Raw genomic sequence first — 16261 nt, forward strand, 5'->3', positions numbered from 1 at the left:
TTCTCCTACTATTGGGAGCGCTTTTGGTCGTTGACTTCTTCGTATTCGGCATCCACGACTTCGTCATCGCCTGTCGCGCCCCCCGTTGTTGAGCTTTGATCACCAGCGCTCTCTGTCGTGGTCTGACTGGCTTTATAGATCGCCTCTCCAAGTTTGGTGGAAGCTTGAGTCAAATCACGCGTCTTTGCCTCGATCTGCCCGAGATCGTCGCTTGAAACCGCTGATTTGAGGCCGGACAGCGCCGTCTCGATTTTGGTCTTGTCTCCCGCTTCGAGCTTTTCGCCATGCTCCGTCAAGCTCTTTTCCGTTGAGTGAATTAAACTCTCCGCCTGATTGCGCGCTTCGACAAGGGCGCGGCGTTTTTTGTCTTCTTCCGCATGCGCCTCGGCCTCCTTCACCATCTTTTCGATGTCGGCCTCGGATAACCCACCCGATGCCTGGATCCGGATCTTCTGCTCCTTGCCGGTGCCCCTGTCCTTCGCCGAAACATTGACAATGCCATTGGCATCGATGTCGAATGTGACTTCGATCTGCGGCACGCCGCGAGGCGCCGGCGGAATGCCAACGAGATCGAACTGGCCAAGCAGCTTGTTGTCGGCCGCCATCTCGCGCTCACCTTGGAAGACCCGGATCGTCACTGCCTGCTGGTTGTCTTCGGCGGTCGAAAACACCTGGCTCTTCTTGGCCGGAATTGTAGTGTTGCGGTCTATCAGGCGCGTGAACACGCCGCCGAGGGTCTCGATGCCGAGCGACAGCGGTGTCACGTCGAGCAGCAAAACATCCTTGACATCGCCTTGCAGCACACCGGCTTGGATTGCGGCACCGATGGCGACGACCTCGTCCGGGTTCACGCCCTGGTGCGGATCCTTGCCGAAGTAGTGCTTCACAATCTCCTGAATTTTAGGCATGCGGGTCATGCCACCGACAAGGACGACTTCGTCGATATTCTTGGCGTCTACGCCTGCATCCTTGAGAGCGGCCATGCACGGTCCCATCGTACGCTGCACGAGATCGTCGACGAGGGCTTCGAATTTTGCGCGAGAGAGCTTGATATCGAGATGCTTGGGCCCGTTCTGATCGGCGGTGATGAACGGCAGGTTGATGGTCGTTTCCGTCGTCGAGGAAAGTTCGATCTTCGCCTTCTCCGCGGCCTCGCGCAGACGCTGCAAGGCCAGACGATCGTTGCGTAGATCGATGCCTTGCTGCTTCTTGAACTCGTCGGCGAGGAAATCCATGATGCGTTTGTCGAAATCTTCACCCCCGAGGAAGGTGTCGCCATTGGTCGCCTTCACCTCAAAGACGCCTTCTCCGATATCAAGGATCGAGATATCGAATGTACCGCCGCCGAGATCGTAGACAGCGATCGTCCCATGTCCCTCTTTCTCAAGACCGTATGCGAGGGCCGCCGCCGTTGGCTCGTTGATGATGCGCAGCACTTCCAGGCCGGCGATCTTGCCGGCATCTTTGGTTGCCTGGCGCTGGGCGTCGTTGAAATACGCGGGGACAGTGATGATGGCCTTTTCGACCGTTTCGCCGAGATAACGTTCCGCCGTCTCTTTCATTTTTTGCAGGATAAAAGCGGAGATCTGCGAGGGGGAGTATTTTTTTCCATTGGCCTCGACCCATGCATCGCCATTATCGCCGCGAACAATCTTGTAGGATACAAGCCCCTTATCTTTCTCAACGATGGGATCATCAAAACGGCGGCCAATAAGTCGCTTGATAGCGAAGATGGTATTCTCTGGATTGGTTACGGACTGGCGCTTCGCCGGCTGACCCACGAGCACCTCGCCTTCCTTGCCGAACGCGACCATGGACGGTGTCGTCCGCGCTCCTTCAGAATTTTCGATCACCTTTCCCTGTTTGCCTTCCATCACAGCAACGCAGGAATTGGTCGTTCCCAGATCAATACCGATTACCTTGGTGGCCATATCCGCCTCCATCGCGGGCTCTTCACTGCAGCGACAGGATGTTGGCCCACCGCAACGCTCAAGAGAGGCACTTAACACCGTTCGCCAGCTGGCCGCCTTGACAACCGTCAACACAGCCAACCCTCGCGAGGAGGACCGGGACCGGTCGCAAGTGGTCCGGCAAGCGGGAGGAAACTGAAGCATCGACGGCTTTGTAGGTGCCCGATCGACACGACGCTAAAATTGACGGTGGTCAGCGCAAACGGGGAGGCAATCCCTCATACTGCAGGCAATCTGCCAAGAGAACCCTCCATAGGAGTTGGCACCAAACCCGTGAGGAATTGAAACGAGGAGCGCAGCCATGAAATCCGATACCCGATCCGACATCGATATCAAGGACGACGTTGAGAACCAACTACGATCGAATCTCGACATCGATGCTGCCTATATCGCCATTGCCGTTGAAGGCGGTGTCGTCACTTTGAGCGGCTTCGTGCGCAGTTACAACCAGAGTTGGGAAGCGGAAGGCGCCGTCAAGCGTGTCAGTGGCTTTACCGCTGTAGCCAACGACATCGAAGTGCGCTTGCCCGTTTTCAACCAGCGACCAGATCCGGAGATCCCCTGCGACGCCGTCTCCGCCATTCAGGCCGAACTGCCATATTCATTCGAGCATATCCGCGTGGACGTCCGCAACGGCTGGCTGACGCTCGAGGGTCAGGTCGATTGGTATTATTCGAAGGAGCGGGCAGAACGAGCCGTTCGGCGCGTTCGTGGTGTCAAAGGAATCTTCAACCTCATCCAGATCAGGCCGCGAGTACCGCCTGCGGAGGTCAAGCGCAGGATCGAAGAGTCGTTCGGTCGCAGCGCCGAGGTCGATTCCAATCGAACAACCGTTGAGACCACGGCGGAACCGTGACATCGAGCGGGTCTCATCGATCTTGGGCTGAGCGCGGGAGGCTGAACGGGTGCCTGCCAAGTGACGGGCGTCCCCCGCGTTGAAAATCTGATCACTCAGCCTTACGAACTCATGGAAACCCGGCTGCACACCCTATGCAGGCCCAAGTGCGGCTGGAGGTTGCGAAGATCTGATGCCGCCTTTTGCCTCATCGATGATTGTCGTCAGGCAGCAATTCAAGGCCGGGCCACGCCCCTCGCCTCGCCCAGCCACAGACACACCTATCCCGCGGGAAGGGAGGCGAGCCATGCGCGCAGCTTGTCTCGTTCAAGCGCACCAGCACGATGTGCGAGGAGATTTCCATTGCGGAATACCATCAACATGGGAATGCTCCTGAGCTGAAAGCGCGCCGCCAATGCGGGCACCGCTTCCGTGTCAACCTTCAAAAAGCGCAGCGCAGGCTCCATTTCCGTAGTGACGGCCTCGAAAATTGGCGTCATCATCTTGCATGGGCCACACCATTCGGCCCAAAAATCCGCTACCACCGGAATGTCATTGCGCGTGATGTGCCTATCGAACGCTGCCTCGTTGACGGCGTGTGGGCGGCCGTCAAAGAGGTGCTCGCTGCACTTGCCACATTTCGCTCGTCTGGCGTCACGGTCGGCGCCGAGTCTGTTGACGCTCAAGCAGTGAGGGCAGACAATTTTCATTGTTGAAGGCATCAGGACTGTTCCATCTGCGTGCGACGAGGCCAACCACCCTGGGCCGATGTGCCACCCGGCACCAACAGGACGAGCGAGACTGCATAGGCCAGCGCCGATCTGCGACGTGAACGTCTGCGTATCATAGATCCTGCCTCCATTTTTCATTGCCTTGCTGGCGGCGCTATTTTCGGCGCGCGATGACATCCGCAAGCGGAAGATCCTCCAAACGCTTGTCGATCACGATTTCGTGGACACGGACCTGCTCGACACCTTGCTCGCGCATGGTCTCCTCCGCCTGTCTTTCAGCTTCCTCCGATCGCACTCGCACCCAGAGAACAAGACCACCTTCCATCATCATGGTTTCAATCATGTTGGCGCGCTCACGGGTGAGGAACCGTGTGGCAAAGGCCCCGAGGCCGCCGCTTGCCGCGCCAGCTGCAGTGGCTGCGGCGAGAGCGGCGGCCAGGCTGCCGCCGGATGCGACGATGCTTAGAGCCGCGACGGTGGCACCGACATAAAACAGCACGCCAGTCGCGCCAACGCGTACCGCCGAGACGTCGTCCCGTTGGATGAAGGCGCGGCGGGGAGCATTCGGGACATCGGCGAGTTCTTCCACTGGAATGAAAATGGTTCCGAAGCGGTCTCGAATGGTTTCGCAATCCGCCATGACGTCGATGTCCGAGCGATCGAAGCCAACGTGTTCGAGAGCCTCCACCACATTATCCAGAATCTTTGGAATCCGGACGATGCCGGCAACTTCGCGGACAACACTCTGTTCGAGGATTTCATCGACTTCGGGCTTCATTGTCGTCCGCTCGTAAAAGGATGACGCCCTTTATGCCTCGGGAATTCGTGCCGCGCATTGACGATCGTCAGGGGGCGCCGAACTGGCGAATAACATCTGTTTGGCGTCGACGGTACGAATGTGGCCGAAAACGCGGTCACCATCCGGTCGCCTCCGCGCTCATAGGGTCCCATGGCCTAACCGGCGACCCAGTCTGGCAGCATTGCTGCAGAACCTATTAGTATTCGATTTTTGCAATTGAGATTCGATCGGAACATCGAAAGCTGCAGTCCAGCTCCCAGGGCTGGCGACGCCAATGAGCTAAGAGAGGAGTCATCATAACTTGGGTGGCCACTACCCACCCACATCGGCGACTATCCGATCACCTTTGATCTACTGGCTACCACTGCTTTTCGTTCCCTGAACGAACGATATCGCGGTTCAGGCGATATCCGACAGAATTCCGTCGGCCAGCTTCCCGGCGTCGCGTACCACCAAACACCGTGGAGTTTCGAGTTGTATAACCCCCTGACGCCGCAGCTCGGTGATGGCGCGGCTAACCGTCTCGACCGCAATCCCGACATGATCTGCAATGTCATAGCGCGACATCGGCAAGACGACTGCGGTACCTGGTTGCTCCGTTAGGCGGCTGCACAATAACGAAAGGTAGCTCCCGACCTTCTGCGTCGAGGTAGTGCGGCCCTGAACCAATATATGATCCTCAAGTCGGAAAATAGTCTGACAGATTCGCTCATGGAAGAACCGATAAAGCGAGGGCTGCAGCGTCGCTAGCGAATCGAACTCCCGACGCGCAATTCTTGCTGTCACCGTTTCATTTGTCGATACCTCGAAGGAAAATGGCCGGGCGTCATCTTTCTGAAGACAGAAGAAATCACCGGGCATCATCACGTCGATGATGCGCCGCTGTCCACTTTCAAGGATGAGGCACTTCCGAATGATCCCAGACAAAACCCAACAGATCCCACCATTGGCGACGATAGAGTCACAGCAATCCGCACGCTCCCAACGCGCCAAGGTCACAACACCGCCAAGCTCATGCGTGAAGGCCATCACATTGTCATCGCGTGGCAAATGAGGAGCTTGTCCAGTGGCATCGTCTGGAGGGAAGGAAATTTTACCAAGGTTGATTCTATTCATACCCGTTCCTCCAGCAGCGATTAATCCATTGGATGTAAAACATTGCCAAAGGAGCAATTGCGGGTATCCGTGGATAGCCTACGTATAATCCCTAGGCTGGTATTCCGGCGATCTGCACACACATCACGGGTTTCACGGGCGAGAATTCTTCAGCCCGGGTACGGCCGACATCGACCGAGGTCAGATTGAGGGTATGGTTGGGAGTGGCCCAACGCACCTGCAAGATAGCAATAGGATCACATTTATATCGCGACAGGGACTTTCTCGAAGTGTGGAACATGGATCGTAGACACGGCAAAATTTTGCCCCCGCCGGATCTCCTTGCCGTACGTTTGACGTATAGCGATGCTATGGTAAAATCAGGAAGGAGTGGGCCCCGAGCTTTTCAGAATATCAAGGACCTATCGAACATGGAGCGCGCCTCAGAGATATGTCGGTGGGCATGACGCCGCCGGTGAATCCAAGTCCGATTCGGCGCTCATATTTCGTCAAGGGCTTTCAGATTATCTGTAGGCTTTCGGCGGTAGCATTTGTTACCGCGTCGCCCTGGACCAATTTCTCTACGAGCGGCCCTATCCCATCATGATCACTTCGGATACTCAAAAGCGAGTAGTCCCTCTTCTGACCCGTTGGGGGGAGAACGCATTAGCGTCCGTTCAGGACTTGATGACGCTGTCGGCGCTCTCGTCTTCATGGATGGACAAGGACTGGGAGCGCATTGCCACTGATGCCGTCACTGCGCTGGCGGGCATATTGAACCTAGAGTTTGCAGCAGTTAAGCTCAGTCGCTCATCCGGGCAAGTTACGTTCAGGCACAGCTTGCTAAAAGGCAAGTCGAGCGCGATATTTCTCGAATCCCTCCCTCAAATGAACTATCCCTGGCCAATAAGCGGGGTGGCGGACTGGCAGAGTTCGGCAGGCGGCTCAACGACGCGAATTGCTCGAATTCCCATTGGCCTGAACAATGACGGATGGCTCTTTGCATGCTCAACGGACGCGCAGTTTCCAAAAGATTCTGAGTTCGTCATCCTCTCCAACTGCGCCAGTCAAATTGCCATCGCTCTGCAGGACTGGCGTGGACGCGAAAAAGATAAGCGTTTATGGCAGTTCGCAGAACATTCGGCCGATGTTCTATGGATCCTCGATGCGAACGTGATGCAGATGGAATATCTCAGTCCCGCTTTCGCACGGATCTGGGGACAGGCACCCGCAGCAGTGCTCGGGGAGATGGGCCGTTGGATTGATACAATTCATCCAGACGATCGCGTTGGTGCACTAGCCGCGCTCGATTCCGTGCTGAGCGGAGAGGTCGTCGTTCAGCACTATCGCATTGTTCGTCCGGACCTGGTGATAAGGAGGATCCGACAAACGCTTTTTCCGATCCGTGACGCCCAAGGACGCATTCAGCACGTGGGCGGTGCGGCAGAGGATGTTACGAAGCCGGCCAACATGCAGGTTTATGTCCTTAACACTGACACTTCTTCAAGGAGGCGCCTGTCACACATGTTACAGAGGAATGGCTATGGCGTGACATTGTTTACGTCCACAGCCAACTTTCTTGGGGTCGCTCCTGTTCTCGTGCCCGGCTGCGTTATTCTTGTGGGGGAAAGTGCTGAAGCCAAGGTTTTGCGCATCGTAAGTGAGCTAAGGGCGAGGCGCATCGACCTACCTGTCATTGTGCTTGGTAATGGCCTGGGGGAAGTTAGCTTAGTAGTCAAGGCGATGAAGGCAGGCGTAACCGACTGGCTTGAGGCTCCACACAAATTGACCGAGCTTCTTGCCGCTATCGCGTCAGCATTGGCGGGTGTCCAAGACGCGATTATTGCCGACCAAGCATCGGAACTTGCCAGGATCCATATTGCCGAGATGACGCCGCGTGAGCGCGAAGTGTTGCTCGGCCTGGTCGCTGGTGAAACTGGCAAGCTGATCGCGCGACGCCTCGGCATTAGCCCGCGCACTGTAGAGCTTCACCGCGCCCGTGTTATGGAACGGCTAGGCGCTCGGACCCTGTCAGAGGCTGTATTCCTGGCTGCCTCAGCAGGCCTTAAACCTCAGCCAGACGAGCGCCCCGGCAAGCCTGACATCTAGAAGGTTCATCATTTGCTTCCATTCTTTCAGCCCGGGGTCGATCCAGTAAGATGTTTGAGTAAAGGCCTGCGCAAGCACATGCTGCGGCCACAACTATATGTGCCTGACGGGCGTCGTTGCGTTTATCGGCGTGGCCCGCCTTTACGGGGACACGACGAAACGTGATCTCCCAGTTCGCGCCTTTCCTGACCACGGGTCTGATCGAAGTAACAGTCCCGAGCCTCGTCAATGCGCAAACCCTGGGGTCGACCCTTCAGCGTTAATGGTTTGTCCGTCGGGCGAGCCCGCGTACTTCGAGATCGTGCTTATTTGGCTCTGCTGTTGATGCCTCGTTCGGTGAGTTTGGTGAGGGCGTAGTCAGTTGCAACTTCTTCCTCCAACGTTTCGAGAAGCAACGGTAGGGCCTCTTTGAGGCGAAGCTCTACGGCCCAACGGGCCAATGATCCATACTGGGCAATCTCATAATGCTCGACCGTCCGCGCCCACGATATCAGAGCTGCGTCGAGTGACAGTTGGCCCTTTAACTCACGCAATACTTTTTCACCTTCAGCAATTATCGCTCCAATCGCCTCACGAGTACTGCCCTGGGGAGGCGCGCCAAAAATTTCGAAAACCTGCTGCAAACGCTTGATATGCGTTTCTGTCTCGTCACGATGCTTTTCAAGTGCCTCTTTCAGTTCAGAAGAGGCTGCGCCCTTTGCCATCTTGGGCAAGGCTTTGAGAATATTGTGTTCGGCATAGTAGACACCTTTCAACGTTTCATGAAACAATTTCTCCAATGTCTCCTCCCCTCGTCTTTTATCACTCCGATCTTCGTTCAAAGTGACGCGGAAACGTGAACAAGCACGAATAGTTCCGTTTGATAAATTCGACGAATTGTCCACGAAAAACAGGCTGCATCAAGGTTTTGACGGATGGGACGCAAGTTTAATGATAGCCGCCATAAGATTGAATTGGCGCCCCGCAATCCTTCTTCTTAGCGCCGTCAGTAGCCCGCGCATCTGCAGGCAAGGGTTAAACGCTGAGAACAGAAGCGGCCGCCATCATGTGCGGCCGCTTCTCCATTGATCACCGTCTCGGCGCCGGCGCGTTTACCTGGAAAGCCGGGATCGCCTCGAGCCTGCCGACGATCTCCGCGATATTCGGCCATGGCGCGAGATCAAAGCCCATGCGCCGGGCGCTGATCGCCTGCGGGAAGAGAAAGATATCGGCAACACCAGGCCGGCCGCCGACGGCGAAGGCGCCCTGCCGGCGGTCGGCAATCATCGTCTCCACAGCGGCCATTCCCTCACCGACCCAATGGCGGCTCCAGGCCGCAACGGCATCGGCATCGGCCTGGAAGGCCGCTTTGAGATGCAGGCCGATCCGCGGCGGCAGCAGCGCATGGATCTCGGCTGCGATCGCCAGCGCGATCGACCGCGCCAGCGCCCTGCCCTCTGCCGTCTCCGGCAGCAGCGACGGTTGCGGCTGGATCTCGTCGAGATATTCGACGATCGCCAGCGACTGGGTGATGAGAACGCCGTCATCCGTCAGCAAGGCCGGCACCAGCCCTTGCGGATTGACGCTGCGATATCCGGCCTGCCGGCTCTCGGCCTCTTCGCCGAGAATGGTGACCGGCAGCGCCTCGGCCGTCAGCCCCTTCAGCGCAAGCGCGATCCGGACTCTTGAGGTCGCCGAGGAAATTTCGTTCTGATAAAGTTTCACTGTCTTTCTCCCTGATGGCCTGAAGAGGAAACCGTGGACGCCGCCGTCACAAGGCCGGCGAGCGGCGAAGGCTCCCGCGAGCTTACGTCGTAAATGCAGGGCGCGGCGAAGACCGTCGCGCCCAGAATGCAGATGATCACCAATCGCATCAAATCCTCCATCGGCGAGGCCGATCGGTCGTTATCCGTCAGACAACGATCAATTCGACATCGATATTGCCGCGCGTGGCCTTTGAATAGGGGCAGGTCCGGTGCGCCTCATCCACCAGCGCCTTCGCGACATCCACTTCGATGCCGGGCAGGCTGACCTTAAGGCGTGCCTGCAGGAAATAGCCGCCGTCGGTCGTTCCGAGGTCGACCTCGGCATTCACCGCGGTCTCCGTGGGAAGCCTGACCTTCAGCTTGCCTGCGGCAATGCCGATCGCGCCGATGAAGCAGGCCGACCAGCCGGCGGCGAAAAGCTGTTCGGGATTGGTGCCCGGCCGCGCGCTGCCGGGAGGCGAGAGCTTGATATTGAGCTCTCCGTCGTCGCTCTGCGAAGCGCCGTCGCGCCCGCCGGTGGTGCGGGTCTTGCCGGTGTAAAGAACCTTGTCGATCTTGGTCATGGAAACACTCCTTGTCTGGGTCGCTATTCGCGATCGGATCGCCTCAGGCGATCGGGTTGAACGGAGTGTGGTTTGATCGGGTGATATATCCGGCATGTTTCCGAAATCGGCCGAAATGTCACAAAACGTAGCATCCGGCATCCAGGACACGGTCCCATACAAATCGCCGGAAATTTTCCGGCGATCCCCATCATCACCGAAGGGTGACTTCCGCCGCCAGTCCGCCGCCGGCGCGATTGTAGAGCCGGAGCGAACCGCCGATCTTGGCCGTCAGCTGCTGGGCGATCGCAAGACCAAGACCGGTGCCGCCGGTCTCCCGGTTGCGGGATTGCTCCAGCCGGAAGAAGGGCTGCATGGCGGCTTCGAGCATATCGTGAGGGATACCAGGCCCCCGATCCATCACGGTGATGACGACATTGTTTTCCGCATTGTGCTCGACGCTGATTTCGGCGGCATCCGCAAACTTCAACGCATTGTCGATGAAGTTCGACAGGATGCGGCGAAGAGCGTGTGGCTTGGTCAAGGCAGCGCCCTGAACCAGCCCGACGACCGTCACCGCCTTTCCGGTGTCCTGATAGTCGTAGGATATGCTGTCGATGAATGAGGCGAGATCGATACGGGCATTCTTCTCGCCGCTGCCGTGGGCGCTGCGCGCATAGGCTATACCGTCCTGGACGAGGCGCTGGATCTCCCCGAGATCATGCACCAGCTTGTCCTTTTCAGGCGAATCCTCCGCCATATCGGCGCGCAGCCGCATGCGGGTGATCGGCGTCTGCAGATCGTGCGAGATGGCCGCCAGTATCTGCACACGCTCTTCGAGGTAATGGGCGATCCGCTCCCGCATCGCATTGAATGCCCTCACCGCATGCGCAACCTCGCTCGGACCGGCCTCGCTCAAAGCGGGACCGTCCTTGTTGGGGTCGAGGGCATCGGCTGCGGCAGCAAGCGCACCGAGCGGCCGGATTGCCTGGCGAACCGCAAACCAGGTGCAGGAGATGAGCAGCAGCATCTGGATGACGAAGACATAGGGCAGCCATGCGGCGATCGGCATGACGCCCTTCGGCGTGACGTCGATCGTCAGCGGGCTTCCATCGCTCAGCGTCAGATGCGCCTGCAATCGGTTCACCTCACCTGGAATCCGTTCGATGCTGATCGGAAAGCGATGTCCGATCGCCTCCTCGATCTTGCCTGATATCTCCGCCCCCTTGCTTGACGTGTCGGGCACGCCTGGAAGGCCGGTCCCGAGCACGAAGCGGTAATTGCCGCGGCTCAGCCGGTCGAGGAGAACGCCGCGCTCGCCTGGTGGAAGCCGGTCGAGAACGGCGATCGACGTTGCGACGTCATTCTCCAGCGTGCCGAGCATCACCGCCTTGGCCGACATGGTGCGCTCCATATAGAGCACACTGAAGGACAGCCCGTAGGCAAGGGCGAGACCGATGAGCAGGATGAGGAAGATCCGCGACCGCAACGTCCTCGGCCACATCAAACCCGAGAACCAGGGGATCGCCCTCATTGGCGCAGCTCCATGATTTCGACCGGAACGGAAAATACATAGCCTTCACTGCGCACCGTCTTGATGTAGGTCGGTTCGCGCGCATCGTCTCCCAGCCGCTGCCGCAGGCGGCTGACCAGGAGATCGATCGAACGATCGAAAAGATCGGCATCACGGCCCTGCGTCAGGCTCAGAAGCTGGTCGCGAGTGAGCACCCGCTGCGGGTGATCGATGAAGACGCGAAGCAGCCGGTACTCGGCGCCGCTGAGTGCGATCGCGGTCCCCTCCTTGTCGAGAAGATGCCGGGCGACCGTATCGAGCCGCCAGTCGCCGAAGCTCAGCAACTGCCCGGCCTCGCTGATCTGCAGGTTCGGCGGCAGCATGCGCGTGCGCCTCAGCACTGCCTTGATCCGGGCAAGCAGCTCGCGTGCGGCAAAGGGCTTGGCGAGATAGTCGTCGGCGCCCATCTCCAGCCCGAGGATCCGGTCCATCTCATCGGTGCGGGCCGTCAGCATCAGGATCGGGATCGCCTTGTGCCGGCCGGCGCGCAGTTCGCGGCACAGCACCAGCCCGTCGTCGCCGGGCATCATCACATCGAGCACGATCAGATCGACGGCGTTGGCTTCGAGAAAGCTGCGCATCTGGCGCCCGTCCGCGGCAGTGCTGGTCCTCAAACCATTCTTCTGCAGATAGCCCGAAACCAGCTCGCGGATTTCGCGATCGTCGTCGACGACCAGGATGTGATCGACATGATCCATATGTTCCTGTTCCCTTACCGATAGAAGCGGCCGCGCCCTCCTCCTCGATATCGAGGCGGCTGATGCGACCTACGCATATTCCGCCGGCCCAGGCAACGAGGCTCTGCGGCCGGTCTCATCGATCAGAAGCGGTCGACGTCGATGACCGCCTGCGCAAAGGCCTGCGGCGCTTCCTGCGGCAGGTTGTGGCCTATGCCGCCATTAATCGTGCGATGCTCGTATTTGCCGGAGAATTTTCCGGCATAGGCGGATGGCTCCGGATGCGGCGCACCGTTTGCATCCCCCTCCATGGTGATCGTCGGCACGGAGATCATCGGCAATGCGGCAAGCGTCTTCTCATAGGCATCGTACTTGGCCTCGCCTTCGACAAGCCCCAGGCGCCAGCGATAATTGTGAATGACGATCGCGACATGGTCGGGATTGTCGAAGGCAGCCGCCGACCTGTCGAAAGTCGCATCGTCGAAATTCCACTTCGGCGAAGCCGTCTGCCAGATGAGCTTTGCGAAATCATGCGTATTGCTCTCATAACCCAGCCGCCCACGTTCGGTTGCAAAATAGAACTGATACCACCAGGCCAGTTCCGCCTTCGGCGGCAGCGGCTTCAAATTAGCCTCCTGGCTGCCGATCAGGTAGCCGCTCACCGAGACCATCGCCTTGCAGCGCTCCGGCCATAGCGCCGCCATAATGTTGGCCGTCCTCCCGCCCCAGTCATAGCCGGCAATCACTGCCTTCTCGATATCGAGCGCATCGAGCAGCGCGATCATATCGGCAGCCAGCGCCGACGGCTGACCGTTGCGCGGTGTCTGGTCGTCCAGGAAGCGGGTCGTGCCGTAACCACGCAGATAGGGGACGATCACCCTGTAACCCGCCGAGGCCAGCAGCGGCGCAACATCGACGAAACTATAAATATCGTAGGGCCAGCCATGCAGCAGCAGAACAACGGGACCATCCGCGCTGCCGGCCTCGGCATAACCAATATCGAGCACGCCCGCCTTCACCTGCTTCAGCGCTTCGAAAGACGTATTGGTTCCGGCCTTTACGGCGGGCAGCGCCGACTGGGCGACGGCTGTCCCGGCCACGCCGAATTCGACGGCCGCAAGGGCGATTGCCGTCATGCCGAAGAAGCGGCGGCGGTGATGGTTGATTTGCTCTGACATCGGTCTCTCCTGTCGAATGAATCACGTCCTCAAAAGACGTTCCACTTGTATCAGCGATATGTCATGAGCAATCATTATTGAATGCTGATGTAGCTTCCGGCCGCCAGGATACATTCCGATACAATCGCGCCGTTTTCATCGCTCGCGGTATCTGCGACGCCGGTTTGTGTCGCTCTGTATCGCGATCGCCCATCAGCAACACTTCGGTACATTTTCCGGCGAAACCCGACACATCCGGGATACGTCCGCCCGGCCATATCCTCGCCGTTGCTGGTTCAGGCCCATCGCCGTCCAGAGCCCGATCAATCGGTTTCAAAGGAAACGATGATGACACTGCTGATCATTGCCTATCTCGGAGGTGCGCTGACGATCCTCAGCCCGTGCATCCTGCCGATCCTCCCCTTCGTCTTCGCCCGTGCCGGGCAGCCCTTCGTCCGCAGCACGCTGCCGATGCTGGCGGGCATGGCCGCCACCTTCGCTCTCGTCGCGACACTGGCCGCGGTCGGCGGCAGCTGGGCCATCCGCGCCAATGAATATGGCCGTCTTGCCGCGATCGTCCTGCTGGCGCTCTTCGGCGCCAGCCTGCTTTCGCCGCGCTTCGCCAGCACCCTCGCCCGGCCGATCGTCGATCTCGGCAACAATCTCCTGAACGCCAACGGCGGTGGACGCACTGCGCCGACGGTGAAGAGCGCCCTCATCCTCGGCGTCGCTACCGGCCTGCTCTGGGCGCCCTGTGCCGGGCCGATCCTCGGCCTTGTTCTCACAGGTGCCGCCCTGCAGGGCGCTAACCTGCAGACCACCTTCCTGCTCGCCGCCTATGCCGCCGGTGCTGCAACCTCGCTCGCGGTCGCCCTGCTTGTCGGCGGCAGGATATTCGCCGCGATGAAACGCTCGCTCGGCCTCGGCGACCGGATTCGCCAGGGTCTCGGTGCTGCGGTACTCGCGGGTGTCGCCGTCATCGCCCTCGGCCTCGACACCAGCCTGCTGTCGCGGCTTTCCTATGCGAGCACCGCATCACTGGAACAGGCAGTGCTCGACAGGTTGCATGCCAAGCCCGCAGCCGGCGCCCCCGCCGAGGTCGCCAGCAACGGCGTGATGATCGCAGACGCCAAGAAGCCCTTTCGCAGCGATCTGCCGGTCGAAGGGTATGCGCCTTCGCTCGACGGCGCCGTCGAATGGCTGAACTCCAAGCCTCTGGCCACCGAGCAGCTGCGGGGCAAAGTGGTGCTCGTCGACTTCTGGACCTATTCCTGCATCAACTGCATTCGCACGATCCCCTATGTCAAAGCCTGGGCGGAAAAATACGCTGATCAGGGCCTCGTGGTGATCGGCGTCCACGCCCCGGAATTCGCCTTCGAGAAGAAGCTCGACAACGTCAAGAAGGCGGTCGGCGATTTCGAGATCGGCTATCCCGTCGCGATCGACAATGACTACAAAATCTGGCGCGCCTTCGAAAACAGCTACTGGCCGGCCGGCTATCTCATCGATGCCGAGGGCCAGATCCGCTACCACCATTTCGGCGAAGGCAACTATGGCAGGACCGAAAAAGCCATTCAGGACCTGCTGCGCGAAGCCGGCAGCCAGATGACGTCAAGTGCGCCGGTCGCACCGGATGCCAAGGGCGTGGAAGCCTCTCCGGACCTTGGCAATATCCGCTCCGGCGAAACCTATCTCGGCTACGAACAGGCGGCGAATTTTGCCTCGCCCGAAGGACTGCAGGCCGACGCGCCGCATGAGTATTCGATCGCAGAACCCGGCCTCAACGGCTGGGGTCTGTCCGGAACCTGGACTGTCGGCAAGGATCAGGCGAGGCTTGATCAGGCCGGTGGCGGTATCACCTATCGCTTCAGCGCCCGCGACCTGCATCTTGTTCTCGGCCCGGGCACGGACGGCAAACCGATCCGCTTCCAGGTGACGGTCGACGGCAAGGCGCCGGGACCGGATCACGGCTCAGACATCGATGCCGACGGCAACGGCACGGTGACGGCGACTAGGCTTTACCAGCTGGTGCGCCAGTCCGGCACGGTCGGCGCCCGCAACTTCCAGATCCGCTTCCTCGATCCCGGGGTGGAGGCCTACGCCTTCACCTTCGGCTGACCCGCAGACTGATTAATTCCGATCCTCGACAACGACCAAAGGAGTGATACCCATGAACCGACGTCTTCTCTTCACCGCAGCCCTTGCCTTCGCCACCACCGCCATCGCCTTCGCAGCAGAGGCTGCGGCGGTGAAGAACATCGTAATCGTCCACGGCGCGCTCGCCGACGGCTCAGGATGGCGCAAGGCGACGGAGATTCTCCAGAAACGCGGCTTCAACGTCACCATCGTCCAGGAACCCATCACCTCGCTCGACGACGATGTGGCGGCGACGAAGCGGGTTCTCGACCTCCAGGACGGACCGAGCCTGCTCGTCGGCCACAGCTATGGCGGCATGGTCATTACCGAAGCCGGCAACGCCCCTAATGTCGCAGGCCTCGTCTATGTCGCGGCCTTCCAGCCCGACAAGGGCGAAAGCCTGCTGAGCCTTGCGAGCTCCAAGCCCGCCGGCAGCATGGATATCAAGGAAACCAAGGACGGGAAGTATCTCTATCTTGACCCCGCAGCCTTCGCCGCGGATTTCGCGGCCGACCTGCCGAAAGCCGAAGCTGACTTCCTGGCAAGATCACAGGTCTTCGCCTCGAAGCAGGCGTTCTCCGCCAAAATTGCCGAGCCGGCATGGCGGACAAAACCGAGCTGGTCGATCGTCGCTACGGAGGATCGCGCCATCAACCCCGACCTGGAACGCGACATGGCAAAACGGGCCGGCAGCGACGTGACCGAGATCAAGGCAAGCCACGCCGTCTTCGCATCCCAAGCAGAGAAGGTCGCCGACATCATCGAAAAGGCGGCCAGGAAAGCCGACCAGTAGAACCGGCGGGATGGGGCAGCAGATCATCGACGGCCGCCCTCATCCAACTCGCGGATCCCGTCCTTCGACCTGCTGAGAAGAAGGAAAAGGCCATAAAAT

General features: G+C 59.3%; 15 protein-coding genes. 4 read left to right on the forward strand and 11 right to left on the reverse strand.

Going from position 1 to position 16261, the window contains the following annotated elements:
• Positions 1-8: 8 nt before the first annotated feature.
• Positions 9-1931, reverse strand: a complete 1923-nt coding sequence (gene dnaK, locus CO657_RS10395) for a molecular chaperone DnaK (RefSeq protein WP_054184843.1) — start codon at positions 1929-1931, stop codon at positions 9-11.
• 340 nt (positions 1932-2271) lie between these two features.
• Here dnaK and CO657_RS10400 point away from each other — a divergent pair, with 340 nt between their 5' ends.
• A complete protein-coding gene (locus tag CO657_RS10400) occupies positions 2272-2826 on the forward strand; it encodes a BON domain-containing protein (RefSeq protein ID WP_063856450.1) in 555 nt (184 codons plus the stop codon).
• A gap of 260 nt (positions 2827-3086) precedes the next feature.
• Here CO657_RS10400 and trxC read toward each other — a convergent pair whose 3' ends face one another.
• The 3 genes from trxC to CO657_RS10415 form a co-directional block, all read right to left on the reverse strand.
• Positions 3087-3527: a thioredoxin TrxC gene (gene trxC, locus CO657_RS10405; RefSeq protein ID WP_054184842.1), complete on the reverse strand. Its 441-nt coding sequence runs from the start codon at positions 3525-3527 to the stop codon at positions 3087-3089.
• A 163-nt stretch (positions 3528-3690) separates the two neighbouring features.
• Positions 3691-4314 (reverse strand): hypothetical protein, encoded by a 624-nt coding sequence (locus CO657_RS10410; protein WP_054184827.1) that lies wholly within the window; start codon positions 4312-4314, stop codon positions 3691-3693.
• Between the two features lie 420 nt (positions 4315-4734).
• Positions 4735-5451 carry a Crp/Fnr family transcriptional regulator gene (locus CO657_RS10415; RefSeq protein WP_054184826.1) on the reverse strand — a complete coding sequence of 239 codons (717 nt, stop codon included), beginning with the start codon at positions 5449-5451 and terminating at the stop codon, positions 4735-4737.
• 666 nt (positions 5452-6117) lie between these two features.
• On the opposite strand from CO657_RS10415, the gene CO657_RS10420 reads away from it, so the two are divergent.
• Positions 6118-7539 carry a LuxR C-terminal-related transcriptional regulator gene (locus CO657_RS10420; RefSeq protein WP_054184825.1) on the forward strand — a complete coding sequence of 474 codons (1422 nt, stop codon included), beginning with the start codon at positions 6118-6120 and terminating at the stop codon, positions 7537-7539.
• Positions 7540-7844: 305 nt separating this feature from the next.
• On the opposite strand, the gene CO657_RS10425 is transcribed toward CO657_RS10420, so the two are convergent.
• The 7 genes from CO657_RS10425 to CO657_RS10450 all read right to left on the reverse strand — a co-directional run bounded on the left by CO657_RS10425 (position 7845) and on the right by CO657_RS10450 (position 13254).
• The gene (locus CO657_RS10425; RefSeq protein WP_245293007.1) at positions 7845-8318 is read right to left on the reverse strand and encodes a YciE/YciF ferroxidase family protein; all 474 of its coding nucleotides are present in this window, start codon (positions 8316-8318) and stop codon (positions 7845-7847) included.
• 289 nt (positions 8319-8607) lie between these two features.
• The gene (gene maiA / locus CO657_RS10430; RefSeq protein WP_054184823.1) at positions 8608-9243 is read right to left on the reverse strand and encodes a maleylacetoacetate isomerase; all 636 of its coding nucleotides are present in this window, start codon (positions 9241-9243) and stop codon (positions 8608-8610) included.
• Positions 9240-9392, reverse strand: coding sequence for a hypothetical protein (locus CO657_RS36715; RefSeq protein WP_003594126.1), 153 nt, complete (start codon positions 9390-9392; stop codon positions 9240-9242). The genes maiA and CO657_RS36715 overlap by 4 nt, the downstream gene beginning before the upstream one ends.
• Before the next feature lie 38 nt (positions 9393-9430).
• Positions 9431-9847 carry an organic hydroperoxide resistance protein gene (locus CO657_RS10435; protein WP_012557904.1) on the reverse strand — a complete coding sequence of 139 codons (417 nt, stop codon included), beginning with the start codon at positions 9845-9847 and terminating at the stop codon, positions 9431-9433.
• 193 nt (positions 9848-10040) lie between these two features.
• Entirely contained in the window at positions 10041-11360 is a 1320-nt protein-coding gene (locus CO657_RS10440; protein ID WP_054184822.1) for an ATP-binding protein, read from the reverse strand.
• Positions 11357-12097, reverse strand: a complete 741-nt coding sequence (locus tag CO657_RS10445; RefSeq protein ID WP_012557906.1) for a response regulator — start codon at positions 12095-12097, stop codon at positions 11357-11359. The genes CO657_RS10440 and CO657_RS10445 overlap by 4 nt, the downstream gene beginning before the upstream one ends.
• A 122-nt stretch (positions 12098-12219) precedes the next feature.
• Positions 12220-13254 (reverse strand): alpha/beta fold hydrolase, encoded by a 1035-nt coding sequence (locus CO657_RS10450; RefSeq protein WP_012557907.1) that lies wholly within the window; start codon positions 13252-13254, stop codon positions 12220-12222.
• Positions 13255-13581: 327 nt separating this feature from the next.
• Here CO657_RS10450 and CO657_RS10455 point away from each other — a divergent pair, with 327 nt between their 5' ends.
• Both CO657_RS10455 and CO657_RS10460 read left to right on the forward strand, forming a co-directional pair.
• Positions 13582-15351: a cytochrome c biogenesis protein DipZ gene (locus CO657_RS10455; RefSeq protein WP_054184821.1), complete on the forward strand. Its 1770-nt coding sequence runs from the start codon at positions 13582-13584 to the stop codon at positions 15349-15351.
• Positions 15352-15403: 52 nt separating this feature from the next.
• Positions 15404-16162, forward strand: a complete 759-nt coding sequence (locus CO657_RS10460) for an alpha/beta fold hydrolase (protein WP_054184820.1) — start codon at positions 15404-15406, stop codon at positions 16160-16162.
• Positions 16163-16261: the final 99 nt, after the last annotated feature.

Source organism: Rhizobium acidisoli, assembly GCF_002531755.2.
Classification (GTDB): Bacteria; Pseudomonadota; Alphaproteobacteria; order Rhizobiales; family Rhizobiaceae; genus Rhizobium; species Rhizobium acidisoli.